Source organism: Spongiimicrobium salis, assembly GCF_043678055.1.
GTDB classification, from domain to species: domain Bacteria; phylum Bacteroidota; class Bacteroidia; order Flavobacteriales; family Flavobacteriaceae; genus Spongiimicrobium; species Spongiimicrobium salis.
In genome coordinates this window covers 1-15,202 of sequence record NZ_JBHEQA010000002.1, presented here as the reverse complement: position 1 = coordinate 15,202, position 15,202 = coordinate 1, and the positions used below count along the sequence as shown (strand labels likewise).

Genomic DNA, 15,202 nt, shown 5'->3' with positions numbered 1-15,202 from the left:
GACGATTAACACTATCTGTTGATTTTTTGTTTATTCACCCATCGGATATATTGCACTTTATTTTGGTTGTGTTGCGCAAGGGTTTTGGCAAACTTATGGTATCCAAAATTTTCTACATTAGCTACAAAATAGTAGTAGTCGTGTTTCTCCGCATTAAGCACGGCATCAATAGCCGATATATCGGGCATGGCAATTGGCCCTGGAGGTACACCTGCATATTTATAGGTATTGTATGGAGAATCTATTTCTAAATCCTTGTACAAAACGCGCTTGTATACTTTGGTAAAGTCCCCTGCACGTAATTTCAAGGCATAAATGACCGTTGGATCTGCCTGCAATAGAATATTTTTCCGTAATCTGTTTAAATACACCCCTGCCACACGTGGTCTTTCATCAATTTTAACAGTTTCTTTATGTACTATGGAAGCCAGAGAAATAATCTCTGTGGGATCCATTTTTAATGCTTTTGCTTTTTGCAAGCGCTCTTCATTCCAAAATCGGTGATACTCTTTCAACATTTTATCTCGAAAACCCTGGGCCGAAATATTCCAAAAAAAGTCATAACTATTGGGGATATACATGGCCAACATGGTATTGGCATTAAAACCATTATTTTTCAAAAACGCTTCATCTTTGAAGGCTTTTAAAAGAGATATACTATCGGTTTCTATCTGTTTTGCAATTCTACCCGCTAAATTCTCTATAGTTTCTTGATTATTGAAAGCCACCCGAACCGGAATATTGGCACTTCGGAGTGTATTGACAATTTGATTGTTGTTCATCCCATTTTCAATACGGTACTTCCCTGCTTTGATATTCGTCACATATCCCTTCTTTTCAGCAACCGATTCAAAAGACCCCATATCCTTTAATAAGGGTTCCAATACTTCTTGCACCTCTGAAAATTGTGCCCCCGTGGGAATAAAAACCGTAGCGGTTTTATTATTGAAGGCCGTATTTGGCGAAAGTACACTCGTATAAACATAATAAGAGAATATTCCCCCTCCTATAAGTGTCAGTAAAACAATGGTTACAATGATTTTTTTGATATACATTATCTAATTATCTTTTGGAATAATATTTCATTTTTATAAGTTTCTCCTGTATAAATCCAATCTTTTTTAACGCCAACCTCTACAAAACCCATCTTTTTAAACAATTGGATACTGGCCTTATTCCCTTCTAATATATTTGCATAAAGCTGTCTTAGGTGTAGCGTAGAAAACGTATAATCCATTAGTAGTGATAAAGCCTCTTCCCCAATACCTTTTCCTCTATAATCCTCAGTAATGATGATTCCTATTCCTGCTCGGTGATTCATGGGGTCAAAATCAAACAGATCGATAAGACCTATTACTTCTTTATTTATTCCGCAAATACCTAAGCGCAATTGCTTAACCTCATAGATATCCCTATGGGCATTATCCAAATACATTTTAAGCACATGTTTGGAATAGGGCGTATTTGTTCCGCTGATTTCCCATATTGTGGTATCGTTTTCCAATCGATATAGGAAAGGCAGATCTTCGGGCTCCAATGCCCTTAAGTAAATATGTTTTCCCTGAAGCGTTAACATTGCACTTCTCCTTTAAAAACTTGCTTTGCAGGCCCTGTCAAAAATACCTTTTTATACCCTTGGTCATCCTGTTCAAATTCAATTTTTAAACGTCCCCCCGGGGTAGAGATATGTACTGTATCTTCTGTTGCTATCCCATTGTGGTGCATGGCCAAGGCAACCGCAGTGACACCGGTACCACAGGAAAGAGTTTCATCCTCCACTCCACGTTCATAGGTACGCACTTCAAAGGTATTTTTATCCGATTGGGAGACAAAGTTAATATTACTACCCTTCTCTCCATAGATACCATATCTCAATTTGGCCCCCTCCTTAGGGACGTCAAATTTCGTTAGTTCCTCTACCAATTGCACATGATGAGGAGAACCTGTATCCAAAAACGTATATTTTTCCTTTTGCTGAATCCCATGGACATCCTGCATTTGTAAGCTAACCATATCCCCTTCCAGACTTGCATAATGAAGTCCGTCTACCGCCATAAAACGACCTTCTTTTTCAATAATTCCAAGAAATCTTGCAAAAGCAGCAAGACATCTCCCTCCATTTCCGCACATGGTACTTTCATTGCCATCGGAGTTATAGTATACCATTTTAAAATCCGAAACATCATCATTTTCCAAGAGAATCAATCCATCTGCTCCAATGCCAAAACGCCTGTCACACAAAAAAGCAACGAGTTTGGTATCATCTTTGGGGAAGACTCCTTGACGATTATCGATCATTACAAAATCGTTTCCTGTGCCCTGGTATTTATAAAAAGTAAGTATCATGCATTTCTTTTGTAATGCAAAGATAAAACTTTATTAAGGGAATTGCTGCCGTTAAAAAGTCGTTAAATCCGTATAGCACTTTTAATAAATCTATTAACTTTAACATATCAAGTAGAATTTAAATAATTAGTAAATATGAAGAAATTAGGGAGTTTACTTTTGGTTGCCGTTTTTGCAGGTGCAATTACTTTGGGAGCCTATAAATTATTTTTTGAAGAACCAAATTACACTATTGTTTCGCAGAGTCCTGAAACACCAGTATTCAGTACAAATTATACTCCGGTTTCGGCCAAAGGTGCAGGAATCAATGAAGTAGATTTCACTTTGGCTGCAGAAAAGACGGTAAATGCTGTGGTCCATGTCAAAAATATTGTAAAAGGAAAAAAAGCTTCGAGCTTAAGAGAACTATTTTATGGCAGCGGCCAAACAAGACCTTCTGTAGGCACAGGTTCGGGGGTCATTATTTCTCCTGATGGTTATATTGTCACCAACAATCATGTGATCGATAAGGCTACAAAACTACAGGTAACCTTAAACAACAATAAAATCTATGATGCGGAACTTGTAGGGACCGATGCCAAATCAGATATTGCCTTATTGAAGATCGATGCCGATACTGAACTGCCGTATTTGGCTTTTGGGGATTCGGACAATACAAAAATAGGAGAATGGGTATTGGCTGTAGGGAATCCTTTTAACCTAACTTCCACGGTTACCGCAGGTATTGTGAGCGCAAAAGCAAGGAATTTGGATTTTTCGGAAAACAATCAATCCTTTATTCAAACCGATGCTGCTGTAAACCCAGGAAATAGTGGTGGTGCATTGGTCAATACCAATGGAGACCTTGTAGGCATCAATACTGCGATCACCTCCCAAACGGGAACCTTTGTCGGATATTCTTTTGCCGTACCCAGCAATATCGCCAAAAAAGTAATCGATGATATTATAGAGTATGGCGATGTACAACGGGGAATCTTGGGGATAAGCGCGGTAATTCCATTTTCTCCTCAAGGGAAAGAATTGGGCGTAGATCAATTAGACGGAGTATACGTTGGAAGTGTTGAAGAAGAATCTGGAGCTGATGATGCAGGTCTAAAAGAAGGGGACGTCATCAAAAAGATAGATCGTGTAAAAGTACACAAGTTTGCAGATCTAACTGGCTATATTTCTTCCAAACGCTTAGGGGAAAAAGTAAATGTTACTGTAGAAAGAGCCTCTAAAACATTAGTGCTTCCCGTAACCATTAAAGCTAGACAATCAGCCATTATTCCTATGGGGAATATTGAAGTAGAAATTAGAAATCTGACAGAAAAAGATAAAAAACTATATAAAGTGGACAATGGTGTAAAAATAACAAGAGTGGCGCAGCGATTCCAAAGTTATAATTTAGAAGGAAAATTGTTAGTGGCCATTGACGATGAAGAAATCACGGATATTAATCATGCTGCAAAATTATTTGGAAATATCTCCAAATACGGTACCAATAGTATTACCATGGTGAACGAAGATGGAGAAATAGAACGTCTCGTACTCCAATAGTATATGGTTAATTAACGTTAAAAAAAAGCACGCTATCGATAGCGTGCTTTTTTTATACAAAATATGCTTACGAAAACGTTTGAAACCGCTATTTTTGCAAAAAATTTTAAATATCAAACTTAATATTGTTCCATGAGTGCAATTACATCTTACGAAAAAGAATTGGCTTTCCAAGCAGATAGAAGAAAGGCAACGACCGAATTTATCAAGATCGTAAGCGATCTTTGGTATGACAAATCCATAGAGATCGTCTTGTTTAAAAATCAGGTTATCGACAAAAATGTCAGTGATATCATCAATCTGCACGAGTATGCCGGGGAATTTGTACAAAAACCCATTTCCATATTCGATTCTGTTGAGATTCTTAGAGCGATCAACGATATTAAACTTCCTCCAGCGAAGCTCGATATTGGGAAATTGACCTATGAATACCATGCAGAGGATAATAGTCATCACAATGTAAAGGCTTTTGTATTGGATAAATTAAAAGGTGCCGGAACTTCCAGTGCCATTCAACCCAAAGATGTGGTACTATATGGGTTTGGAAGAATTGGCAGACTTTTGGCAAGGGAACTCATGGCCAAAACTGGAAAAGGAAATCAATTGCGCTTACGAGCCATTGTTACAAGAGGCTCCCTTACCCCAGAAATTCTTGAAAAAAGAGCAACACTGCTTCAAACAGATTCTGTCCATGGAGAATTCATGGGAACAGTGAGCACCGATTTTGAAAATAAAGCCTTGATCATCAATGGTACTACGGTACATATGATTAGTGCCAATCAACCTGAAGATATCGACTATACCGCTTTGGGAATTTCCAATGCCCTTATTATTGATAATACTGGGGCTTTTAGGGATAAGAAAGCTTTGGGAAGGCATTTAAAAGCGAAAGGAGCTGCTAAGGTACTTTTGACCGCTCCTGGAAAAGAGGTTCCCAATATTGTTCACGGTGTTAACAACCTTGAATTTGACCCTGATACTACAAAAATCTATTCGGCGGCTTCTTGTACAACAAACGCCATTACACCTATCTTGAAAGTCGTAGAAGATTCTTTAGGAATTATTAAGGGGCATTTGGAAACGATACATGCCTATACGAATGACCAAAATTTGGTCGATAATATGCATGGAAAATATAGACGTGGAAGAGCTGCAGCATTGAATATGGTTATTACCGAGACCGGTGCAGGAAAAGCCGTTGCCAAAGCATTACCTATTTTAAAGGGGAAATTATCCTCCAATGCAATCAGAGTTCCGGTCCCCAATGGGTCTTTGGCCATTCTAAACTTGGAAATTAAAACCAAGACTTCTAAAGAAAGTATTAATACCATTGTAAAGAAATATGCTTTGGAAGGGGATTTAGTAGAACAGATCAAGTACTCCTTGAGCAATGAATTGGTATCCACAGATATTATTGGAACTTCTGCACCTTCCATATATGATAGTAATGCTACTATTGTTTCGGAAGATGGGAAAAATATTGTGCTCTATATTTGGTATGACAATGAATATGGATATTCGCATCAAGTAATTCGTTTGGCAAAGTATATTGCCAAAGTAAGAAGATATACCTATTATTAATTAGGGGTTCATATAAAAAATGGAAGAAAAACGACATAGAATGCCTTTCAGCTTCTTGTCGTTTTTTTTTCGTAATTGAGAATATTCAATTACTTTAGCCCTCTGTAAGGAAATATAAACACTAGATTACAAAAAAATGAAAGCTTCTAGAACACTTCTTTTGGTGATTGCCTTAGTGACGGTTAATCTCCAATATGCACAAGAAAGTAATGAAGAATTATCCTTGGATAAAGGCCCTATTAGCAACCAACTGGATTTTATTATTACAAAATCGTCAAAATGGCGCTCAGAAGGTGTGCCTTACGTGGTTGTTAGAGTTAATAATTTAAATAAGCTTAAGAAAAACATTCTGGACTCCCTAAGTGTTACCCAAAAAAAAACTGGGGAACTTAAAACCACAATAGCGGGACACGAGTCCACCATTGAATCTCTAAATGCTAAATTAGATGAAATCACCAATAATCTTAATGCCGTAACCGAAGAAAAGGACAGTATGTCCTTTCTTGGAATGTTAGTTTCTAAAGGCACTTACAATCTTAGCTTATGGAGTATCATAGGAGTGCTGTTCCTTTTACTCTTGTTGTTTATTTATAGATTCCGAAGAAGTAATATTTTGACCCAGGAAGCGAAAACTTCCTTATCCGAGGTGGAAACCGAATACGAAGATCATCGAAGAAGGGCGTTAGAGCGAGAGCAACGTATCAGTAGACAGCTTCAGGATGAAATTAATAAGTACAAAAAATCAAAATAAGAATGAAAGCTCCTAAACAAGGAGCTTTTTTTTACGGGTATTATGGAGGTAAGCATCCGACGGGCAGCTATAGAAGACATTCAGGAGTTAACACCGCTTTTTGATGCCTATAGAGTGTTCTACAAACAAGAATCCAATCTTGAAGGGGCTCGGTTTTTTTTAGAAGCACGGATCCATTCTAAGGAAGCTGTTATTTTTTTAGCCTATTGGGACAACAAGGCTGTAGGTTTTACACAGTTATACCCCTCTTATTCTTCGGTAAGCCTGCAATCTGTTCTTATCTTAAATGATCTTTATGTAGATCAAAGCTACCGCAAAAAGGGCATCGGGGAAGCGCTTTTAGATAGGGCAAAGGAATTTTGTATAGAAAAAAAATGCAAAGGATTGGCCTTGGAAACAGCCATAGATAATCCCGCACAACATCTCTATGAACGTTTAAATTGGAAAAAAGATCTTCATTGTTTTCATTATTTTTGGGCTGCCGAATAGGAAGTCCAAATAACTATTCTTAAAAAAGAGTACATGCGCATAGATATTATTACCGTATTGCCAGAATTATTACGGAGCCCATTTGAAGCCTCTATTTTAAAAAGAGCCATCGATAAAGGCATCGTAGAAATCCACTTTCACAACCTAAGGGATTATACCACGCTTAGTTACAAACAAATTGATGATTATCAATTCGGAGGAGGAGCAGGAATGGTGATGATGATCGAACCCATAGATAAGTGCATTAGTGCTTTAAAAAAAGAAAGAACATACGACGAAGTCATTTATATGACCCCCGATGGAGCCACACTGGATCAAAAAATGGCCAATGGATTATCATTGCAAAAAAACCTCATTATACTTTGTGGGCATTATAAAGGAGTAGACCAAAGGGTTCGGGACAGTCTCATCACAAAAGAAATCTCTATTGGAGATTACGTACTTTCTGGTGGAGAATTGGGTGCTGCTGTTTTGTGCGATGCCATTATCCGATTAATACCGGGGGTATTGAGTAATGAAACTTCGGCATTGACCGATACTTTTCAAGATAATCTTCTTGCGCCCCCAGTATACACGAGACCTGCTGAATATAAGGGATTAAAGGTTCCTGAGGTATTACTCAGTGGAAATTTTCCAAAAATTGAAAAATGGCGGGAAGAGCAAGCCTTTGAACGAACAAAAAAACGTCGTCCAGATCTCTTGGAAGGCTAATAGTCCAAACCAATCGGTTTTACACAAGCTCGGAAAAGGAAAAAAACTTCAAAAATAGCTTGTAGATCATAATTTATAGCTTATTTTTGCACTCGATTAAAATTAACCTCTGACGATATCCGTGAATGTTGGTTTTTGTAAACTACAAAATGATAAAATACAATGGAGTCATTAATACAATTTGTTCAAGACGAATTTGTTACCAAAAAAGAATTTCCTAAATTTTCTGCAGGAGATACAATTACGGTATACTACGAAATTAGAGAAGGTGAAAAAACACGTACCCAGTTCTTTAGAGGTGTAGTTATTCAGCGTAGAGGAAGTGGAGCAACAGAAACTTTTACTATTCGTAAAATGTCTGGTACTGTTGGTGTAGAACGTATTTTCCCTGTACATATGCCCGCGCTTCAAAAAATAGAAGTAAATAAAAGAGGTAAAGTTAGAAGAGCACGTATCTTTTACTTTAGAGGTCTTACCGGTAAGAAAGCCAGAATTAAAGAAATCAGAGGCTAATTCTACAAAACATCATAATTTCATGAAAAACACCTGTACAAAGCAGGTGTTTTTTTATGAACAATTGTTAATAACAGTAGTTCATATCATGTTGATTTTTAATTGTTTACAAAATTTGCGTTTTTATTTTTTTCGGCTATATTTGACTAAGGTTAATGAAAAAAGCCAGCGATGGTTCTTTTTTAACTGGTATAAAGCTTACGTTCTTTATAGTGTTGTCTTACTGATTTTGGAGCACTTTATAATGTAAATTTATAAAACGCTTTAAAAGGAGTAATTGAATTTGGATTGCTGTCGCTTTTTAAATTTGTATTGGCATAGATGATTGTTTTAAAAATTTCGGTTTTTAAGCGATAATCAATGTTTAAGGTAACATAAAAGAAATACCATAAAGCCGCTTGGTTTAAGGATTAAGGGCATAAAAGTATTTCAAACGTTGAAATAATGGTTCCAAAGCAATCAATGGTTGCCGTTTCATGTAAAATAGTACATACTATACGCATAAAACAAAAAAAGGGCTATTATTCTAGAAAGCCATGTCAATGTACTTGTTACAATGATATGGCTTTTGTTTTATTGTGTTCTTTCGGGCATTCCTATCCAAAAACGGTTCCTTATCATCTTATTCTTCTTAAAAGTTTAAGGGAACATCCATCTTTCCGACCTATATAAAGTTGTATATTTGCACCGCTTAAATAAAACTTTTAGATACATGCCAAAAATAATCTACACAAAGACAGATGAAGCGCCAGCCCTGGCCACACAGTCATTTTTACCTATTGTAAAGGCATTTACAAAAACCTCAGGCATCGAAATAGAAACAAAAGATATATCGCTTGCCGGGAGAATCATAGCTACTTTCCCCGATTATCTCAATGAAGATCAAAAAATCTCGGACGACCTAGCCGAACTGGGTCAGTTGGCAAAACAGCCCGAAGCGAACATTATAAAATTACCCAATATTAGTGCTTCCATTCCTCAATTGAAAGAAGCCATTAGTGAATTGCAAGAAAAAGGATACCAACTTCCCAACTACCCGGATGAACCTCAGAATGCAGCCGAAAAAGAAGTTAAATCCCGTTATGACAAAATTAAAGGAAGTGCGGTTAACCCTGTACTTCGAGAAGGTAATTCTGACAGGAGAGCTCCCAAACCTGTAAAGAACTACGCGAAAAAAAATCCACATAGTATGGGAGCCTGGAGTTCAGACTCTTTGACCCATGTTGCCACTATGACTTCTGGAGATTTTAAATCCAATGAAAAATCACTGACTTTAGCCGATGCAACTAGTGTTAGAATTGATTTTGTAGGTGAAAATGGCACTACAACCCTTAAACCGGAAGTTCCCTTATTGGCAGGGGAAATCATTGATGCTACCGTAATGAACAAACAGGCGCTCTTGGCCTTTTTAAGAGAACAAGTTGCCGATGCCAAAGCAAAAAACGTTCTTTTTTCTTTGCATATGAAAGCGACAATGATGAAGGTTTCCGACCCAATTATTTTTGGACATGCGGTTGAAGCCTATTTTTCTGATGTTTTCCAGAAGTATGCAGCAACTTTTGAAACTCTGGGGATCAGTGCCAATGACGGATTAGAAAATCTAATCAATAAGTTGGAAGAATTGGATGAAGATAAAAAGACTGCTATATTAAACGACATCCAACTTGCCCTTGAAGAAGGCCCTGATTTGGCCATGGTAAATTCGGATAAAGGTATTACAAACCTTCATGTTCCCAGTGATGTCATTATTGATGCTTCCATGCCAGCAATGATCAGAAATTCTGGTCAAATGTGGAATGCAGCGGGGAACACCCAAGATACCAAAGCCGTTATTCCCGATAGCAGTTATGCCGGTATTTACGAAGCTACCATCAATTTCTGTAAAGAACATGGCGCTTTTGACCCAACTACCATGGGAACTGTTCCCAATGTGGGATTAATGGCCCAGAAGGCCGAAGAATACGGTTCCCACGATAAAACTTTTGAAATCGCGGCACAAGGTACGGTACAAGTAATCGATACCAATTCCGGAGATATACTCCTTTCCCATGAAGTTGCCGCCGGAGATATTTGGAGAATGTGCCAGGTAAAAGATGCCCCTATTCAAGATTGGGTAAAATTAGCAATTACAAGGGCCAAAGCCTCTCAAATTCCTGCCGTATTTTGGTTGGATGATCAAAGAGCCCATGATGCGGAATTAATAAAGAAAGTGCACACGTATTTGGCCAATTACGATACTTCAGCCCTGAATATTCAAATCCTATCACCTATAGAAGCTACGAAATTCACATTGGAGCGCATTAAGGACGGAAAAGATACTATTTCGGTTTCTGGAAATGTTCTACGGGATTATTTAACGGACTTATTTCCTATTCTAGAGGTAGGAACCAGTGCTAAGATGCTTTCCATTGTTCCCTTAATGAACGGAGGAGGCCTTTTTGAGACTGGAGCTGGTGGGTCTGCACCAAAACATGTGGAGCAATTTACGGAAGAAGGACATTTGCGTTGGGATTCTCTTGGGGAATTTTTGGCATTGGGGGTTTCGTTGGAACATTACAGTGAGAAAAATAATAATGCCAAAGCCTTAGTGCTGGCAGATGCCTTGGATGCGGCTACCGAGAAGTTTTTGGACAACGACAAGTCTCCTTCAAGAAAAGTAAAAGAACTGGACAATAGAGGAAGTCATTTCTACTTGGCCATGTATTGGGCTCAAGCCTTAGCGGCGCAAGAAAAGGATGAAAGCCTTAAAAACCTCTTTGGTGGTATTGCGGAGGCTCTGACAAAGAACGAAAGTACCATTATAGAAGAATTGAATGCCGTCCAGGGGAGTTCACAGGAAATCGGAGGGTACTACAAACCCGAAGACGAGGCTATTGCAAAGGCAATGCGTCCAAGTACAACTTTTAACACCATACTAAATAGCTTATAAATTTAGTATCCAAATATTAACATTGGCAAGGGTTTTGCAGCTAAAAGCTGCAAAACCCTTTTTAGTTTAAATAACTGTTAACTATTTTAGAAGATTAATTTTTCTAGCTATTTTTACCTAAACCCTCATTGAATGAAAGGATTCTCTATTGTATTTATTTGGCTTTCTTTCATTTTTTGCTTTTCCGGATATTCCCAACAAAAATATACCCTAAGTGGTACAGTCAGTGAAGCTTCCAGTAATGAAACCTTAATTGGAGTAACGGTAGCCATTACGGAATTGCGTACCGGGGCAACCACGAATGAATATGGTTTTTACTCCATAACCCTACCGGAAGGGAATTATCAAATCATCGTCAGCTATATAGGATACAAGGACATTAGCAAAAAAGTAGCTCTTTTTGAAGATAAAAAATTAGATTTTCAACTTGTTGAAGGTGTGGAGCAGCTCGATGAAGTTGTAGTTACCAGCGAGGATGTAGAAAGGCTGCAGATTCGTACACCCCAAATGAGTGTGAATACCCTGACGGCCGAAACGATAAAAAATGTCCCCGTAGTCCTGGGAGAGGCAGATGTTATTAAATCGCTCTTATTATTACCGGGAGTTACCAATGCAGGGGAATCTTCTTCAGGCTTTAACGTTCGCGGAGGAGCGGTAGATCAAAACCTCATTCTTTTGGACGAAGCCACTATTTTTAATTCTTCCCACTTGTTCGGTTTTTTCTCTGTATTCAACCCTGATGCCATCAAAGATGTAAAGTTGTTTAAAGGAGGAATCCCTGCCAGATATGGCGGGCGCGTCTCCTCGGTTTTGGAAATCTTCCAAAAAGAAGGAAACAGTAAAAATTTTGAGGTTAATGGAGGAATTGGTGCCGTGGCCAGTCGTTTGCTTGTAGAAGGCCCTATTGCCAAGGATAAGGCTTCTTTCCTAATCGGAGGAAGATCTTCGTATGCCCACTTGTTTCTTCCGCTCTTCGACAATGACAATAAGGCCTATTTCTTTGATTTAAATACCAAATTAAATTATAAGATCAATAGTCGTAATAATTTGTTTCTATCGGGTTATTTCGGCAGAGACTTATTCAGTATTAGCGATAGTTTTGTAAATACGTATGGAAATGCCGTTGTAAATTTAAGATGGAATCATTTGTTTTCGGACAAGCTTTTTTCTAATCTTTCGCTTATTTATTCCGCCTACAATTACGGATTGGAACTGGACTTTGTTGGTTTTGAATGGGATTCGGGTATTGAGAACTTTAATCTGAAATACGATTTAAAACATTACCTCAGTGATAAACTACAATTGAACTACGGTCTAAACAATATTTATTATGATTTCAACCCTGGTAAGATCAGCCCCAACAGATCGGATTCTGGCATTGTAGAAGAGCAGTTAACAAAGAAGTTTGCCAATGAAACAGCAATATATGTAGATTTGGAACATAATGTCACGGACAAACTTAGTTTGGAATATGGTCTTCGTCTGAGTCATTTCATTCGTCTAGGTCAAGATCGCTTAAATGTGTATCAAGATAACAACCCTGTTCTTTTTAATCCTCTCACCCAGGTTTATGAAGAAGCACCACCCATTGGGGAAGAAAGTTTTGGTAGAGGGGAACAGTTAGCCACATTTACCAACCTGGAGCCTCGATTCTCCTTGGCCTATGCCTTTAACGACAATAACTCTTTTAAGGCCAGTTATACGCGTCTTGCACAATACCTACATCTTTTATCCAATACCAGCTCTCCCACGCCCTTGGATGTTTGGACTCCCAGCGGTCCCTTTATAAAACCTCAATTACTAGATCAATACGCCGCGGGTTATTTTACACGCTTTGGAAAAGGCAAATATTCTTTGGAAGTGGAAGCTTTTTACAAAGGCATACAAAATAGAATCGATTATATTGATGGAGCGAATTTAATAGCAAATAATGACATTGAACGGGTTATTCTAAATGGGGAAGCCCGGTCTTATGGCCTGGAAGTACTTTTTCGTAAAAATGAAGGAAAATTTACGGGTTGGCTAGCCTATACCTTATCCAAATCCGAACAAAGGACTCCGGGTAGAACCGGCACTTTTTTCAATGGCGCCCCTATTACGGAAACAGGAATCAATTTTGGGGAATGGTACAACACCGCCTACGATAAACCCCATGACCTCTCGGTATACTTGAACTATGAACTGAATAAAAAATGGAAATTCAATACCAATTTCATTTTTCAAACCGGACAACCTACCAATTTTCCCATTGGACAATTTGAATTCCAAGGCTTGACTGTTCCGTTTTTTGGTCCCCGTAACACGCAACGTCTGCCAGACTATCATCGCATAGACCTATCCGCAACCTTGACTCCTAGAAAGAACAAAAACCGAAAGTTACAAGCAGAATGGGTTTTTAGTATTTATAATTTGTACAACCGTAAAAATGCAGCTTCCATCAATTTTAGACGGAATCAGGATACCAATTCCAATGAAGCCATCAGAACTTCCATTTTTGGAATTATTCCTGCGGTTACCTATAACTTTAAATTTTAGGTCATGAAAAAAATATGTTTATATATTACACTTTTGATTGGGTTTAATGCTTGCGAAGATGTTGTTGATGTAGATTTGCCCACTGAAGAACCTCGGTTAATTGTAGATGCCGTTATTCGGATAGACACCTCCAATGACATCCAGATGGCAACGGTGAAAATTAACTTAACGAATTCTTTTTTCGAAAATATTACCCCCTTGTCTCTAGATGATCTTGATACCTTGGTACTGGCGAATTTAGATTTCACCCCTACGGCATCTGACCCAAATATCATCAATTTTAGGGAGGTCAATCCAGGTGTCTTTGAAGGGTTTAATGGATCGGATTTTTTTACGAGTGGCAGACTTGTTCTTGGCATTGTATATCAAGGGCAGACGTATCTATCACAAACCTCCTTTGTAGAGGCTGCGCCCATCGATAACCTAGAGCAGGGTGATGGTACTTTATTTGATGAAGATGATACAGAGGTAATCATAACGTTTACGGATAATGCAAATCAAGAAGATTTTTACATTTTTGATTTTGATTTTGATGAATTTTTAGTGAGTCCCGATATTTTTTATGAAGACCAACAATTTGAGTTTTCCTATTTTTATGATAAAAATTTACAGCCTGGACAACGTGTAGAAATTAGCATTTTAGGCGCGGACAGGTCTTTTTTCAATTATATGGGTCAGGTGATCGACCAAAGTGATGGTAATTTAGGACCTTTTGGAGTTCCTGCGGCAACGGTAAGGGGTAATATTGCGAATGTAACTGGAATAGACATTGGAGATATCGAGGATGTTACTAATTTAAATACGATAGATTTATTTAATACGATTGCCGCCTTAAACAGTGAGGAAAATCTTAATAATTTTGCCTTAGGCTATTTTGCCGTTGTGGAAGAATTTAGCGAAACGCTAATTATAGAATAACGAATTGTGCATATGAGAACCAATAAAGATCTCTTGATTAGAAGTTTAAAACTTTTTGGCTATACCGTGGTATTCATGTTCACGGCACCCTATGCCATTTACCAAGCGTTTAAAAATCAGGAGCACCCTTTGTATATTCCGGTGCTTGTATTAGGTTTTCTGTTGGCCATAAGCGCTATTGGTTTTGGGTTTTATAGCATAAAGACACTTATGGATGCTATTTTTGGGAAAAAAAGCACTAAAAAACAATAAGATCATGGATCCTTTACATTACAAAAAATTAGAGCGGATGTACCTAAAAAGTAATGTAAATACCATGATATTTGATACTACTACCTGTACAATTACAGAAGGAAGTGCAGAAATTGGATTGACCATTTCTGAAAAGTATTTTCACGCATTGAATGCCATTCACGGTTCTGTTTACTTTAAATTATTGGATGATGCTGCTTTTTTTGCGGTAAATTCTGTGGTTTCAGATTTCTTTGTGCTTACAACAAGCTTTAATATCAATTTAGTGCGTCCTGCCGATCATGGTAAACTAACAGCAATGGGAAGCTTAAAATTCAAATCCAGAAATTCTTTTGTTGCAACATCCATACTTTACAATGAAGCCGGTAAAGAAATTGCCTTTGGGACTGGAAATTTTATGAAAAGTAAAGTGGCTTTATCTCCCGAAATTGGTTATTTATAATTCCACTTTTTTCTGCGGACAAAAAAATTTTTGAACCAAAGTTTATCTTTTTCATTCCTAAATATAATGCATAAAAAAAGCTCCCTTACATTGCTGTAAGGGAGCTTGTGTGAACCACGCTTGGCGCGGCGAAGAAAGGCGGCGGCCTACTCTCCCACTTGGTATAGCAGTACCATCGGCGCAGACGGGCTTAACT

The 15,202-nt window shown here is 38.0% G+C and carries 14 protein-coding genes; 11 read left to right on the top strand and 3 right to left on the bottom strand.

Annotation, left to right across the window (positions count from 1 at the left end):
* Positions 1–11 precede the first annotated feature (11 nt).
* Genes mltG through dapF form a run of 3 tightly spaced genes read right to left on the bottom strand, consistent with a single transcriptional unit; the run spans position 12 to position 2,346 of the window.
* Positions 12–1,055: an endolytic transglycosylase MltG gene (mltG, locus tag ACEXOE_RS09410; RefSeq protein WP_394748523.1), complete on the bottom strand. Its 1,044-nt coding sequence runs from the start codon at positions 1,053–1,055 to the stop codon at positions 12–14.
* On the bottom strand, positions 1,055–1,576 hold the full coding sequence (locus ACEXOE_RS09405) for a GNAT family N-acetyltransferase (protein ID WP_394748522.1): 522 nt from the start codon (positions 1,574–1,576) through the stop codon (positions 1,055–1,057). Before ACEXOE_RS09405 ends, mltG begins: the two co-directional genes overlap by 1 nt.
* The gene (gene dapF, locus ACEXOE_RS09400) at positions 1,570–2,346 is read right to left on the bottom strand and encodes a diaminopimelate epimerase (RefSeq protein ID WP_394748521.1); all 777 of its coding nucleotides are present in this window, start codon (positions 2,344–2,346) and stop codon (positions 1,570–1,572) included. The genes ACEXOE_RS09405 and dapF overlap by 7 nt, the downstream gene beginning before the upstream one ends.
* Before the next feature lie 135 nt (positions 2,347–2,481).
* Here dapF and ACEXOE_RS09395 point away from each other — a divergent pair, with 135 nt between their 5' ends.
* From ACEXOE_RS09395 to ACEXOE_RS09345, 11 genes are all read left to right on the top strand, one after another.
* Positions 2,482–3,885: a S1C family serine protease gene (locus ACEXOE_RS09395; RefSeq protein WP_394748520.1), complete on the top strand. Its 1,404-nt coding sequence runs from the start codon at positions 2,482–2,484 to the stop codon at positions 3,883–3,885.
* 132 nt (positions 3,886–4,017) lie between these two features.
* Positions 4,018–5,466: a glyceraldehyde-3-phosphate dehydrogenase gene (locus ACEXOE_RS09390; protein WP_394748519.1), complete on the top strand. Its 1,449-nt coding sequence runs from the start codon at positions 4,018–4,020 to the stop codon at positions 5,464–5,466.
* A 136-nt stretch (positions 5,467–5,602) separates the two neighbouring features.
* The gene (locus ACEXOE_RS09385; protein ID WP_394748518.1) at positions 5,603–6,217 is read left to right on the top strand and encodes a tRNA (guanine-N1)-methyltransferase; all 615 of its coding nucleotides are present in this window, start codon (positions 5,603–5,605) and stop codon (positions 6,215–6,217) included.
* A 42-nt stretch (positions 6,218–6,259) separates the two neighbouring features.
* Positions 6,260–6,706, top strand: a complete 447-nt coding sequence (locus ACEXOE_RS09380; protein WP_394748517.1) for a GNAT family N-acetyltransferase — start codon at positions 6,260–6,262, stop codon at positions 6,704–6,706.
* Between the two features lie 33 nt (positions 6,707–6,739).
* Positions 6,740–7,417, top strand: a complete 678-nt coding sequence (gene trmD, locus ACEXOE_RS09375) for a tRNA (guanosine(37)-N1)-methyltransferase TrmD (RefSeq protein WP_394748516.1) — start codon at positions 6,740–6,742, stop codon at positions 7,415–7,417.
* Positions 7,418–7,579: 162 nt separating this feature from the next.
* On the top strand, positions 7,580–7,930 hold the full coding sequence (gene rplS / locus ACEXOE_RS09370) for a 50S ribosomal protein L19 (RefSeq protein WP_394748515.1): 351 nt from the start codon (positions 7,580–7,582) through the stop codon (positions 7,928–7,930).
* A gap of 712 nt (positions 7,931–8,642) precedes the next feature.
* On the top strand, positions 8,643–10,859 hold the full coding sequence (locus tag ACEXOE_RS09365; RefSeq protein WP_394748514.1) for an NADP-dependent isocitrate dehydrogenase: 2,217 nt from the start codon (positions 8,643–8,645) through the stop codon (positions 10,857–10,859).
* Positions 10,860–10,991: 132 nt separating this feature from the next.
* Positions 10,992–13,394 (top strand): TonB-dependent receptor, encoded by a 2,403-nt coding sequence (locus ACEXOE_RS09360; protein WP_394748513.1) that lies wholly within the window; start codon positions 10,992–10,994, stop codon positions 13,392–13,394.
* 3 nt (positions 13,395–13,397) lie between these two features.
* Positions 13,398–14,312, top strand: a complete 915-nt coding sequence (locus tag ACEXOE_RS09355) for a DUF4249 family protein (RefSeq protein ID WP_394748512.1) — start codon at positions 13,398–13,400, stop codon at positions 14,310–14,312.
* Between the two features lie 12 nt (positions 14,313–14,324).
* Positions 14,325–14,564, top strand: coding sequence for a DUF6095 family protein (locus ACEXOE_RS09350; RefSeq protein WP_394748511.1), 240 nt, complete (start codon positions 14,325–14,327; stop codon positions 14,562–14,564).
* Positions 14,565–14,568: 4 nt separating this feature from the next.
* The gene (locus ACEXOE_RS09345) at positions 14,569–15,006 is read left to right on the top strand and encodes a PaaI family thioesterase (protein ID WP_394748510.1); all 438 of its coding nucleotides are present in this window, start codon (positions 14,569–14,571) and stop codon (positions 15,004–15,006) included.
* Positions 15,007–15,202 lie beyond the last annotated feature (196 nt).

Coding starts and splice junctions, on each gene's coding strand:
- ACEXOE_RS09390 (WP_394748519.1), top strand. CDS start 4,018: ATGAGTGCAATTACATCTTACGAAAAAGAATTGGCTTTCCAAGCAGAT.
- ACEXOE_RS09385 (WP_394748518.1), top strand. CDS start 5,603: ATGAAAGCTTCTAGAACACTTCTTTTGGTGATTGCCTTAGTGACGGTT.
- ACEXOE_RS09405 (WP_394748522.1), bottom strand. CDS start 1,576: ATGTTAACGCTTCAGGGAAAACATATTTACTTAAGGGCATTGGAGCCC.
- mltG (WP_394748523.1), bottom strand. CDS start 1,055: ATGTATATCAAAAAAATCATTGTAACCATTGTTTTACTGACACTTATA.
- ACEXOE_RS09360 (WP_394748513.1), top strand. CDS start 10,992: ATGAAAGGATTCTCTATTGTATTTATTTGGCTTTCTTTCATTTTTTGC.
- ACEXOE_RS09380 (WP_394748517.1), top strand. CDS start 6,260: ATGGAGGTAAGCATCCGACGGGCAGCTATAGAAGACATTCAGGAGTTA.
- ACEXOE_RS09350 (WP_394748511.1), top strand. CDS start 14,325: ATGAGAACCAATAAAGATCTCTTGATTAGAAGTTTAAAACTTTTTGGC.
- trmD (WP_394748516.1), top strand. CDS start 6,740: ATGCGCATAGATATTATTACCGTATTGCCAGAATTATTACGGAGCCCA.
- dapF (WP_394748521.1), bottom strand. CDS start 2,346: ATGATACTTACTTTTTATAAATACCAGGGCACAGGAAACGATTTTGTA.
- ACEXOE_RS09395 (WP_394748520.1), top strand. CDS start 2,482: ATGAAGAAATTAGGGAGTTTACTTTTGGTTGCCGTTTTTGCAGGTGCA.
- ACEXOE_RS09345 (WP_394748510.1), top strand. CDS start 14,569: ATGGATCCTTTACATTACAAAAAATTAGAGCGGATGTACCTAAAAAGT.
- ACEXOE_RS09355 (WP_394748512.1), top strand. CDS start 13,398: ATGAAAAAAATATGTTTATATATTACACTTTTGATTGGGTTTAATGCT.
- rplS (WP_394748515.1), top strand. CDS start 7,580: ATGGAGTCATTAATACAATTTGTTCAAGACGAATTTGTTACCAAAAAA.
- ACEXOE_RS09365 (WP_394748514.1), top strand. CDS start 8,643: ATGCCAAAAATAATCTACACAAAGACAGATGAAGCGCCAGCCCTGGCC.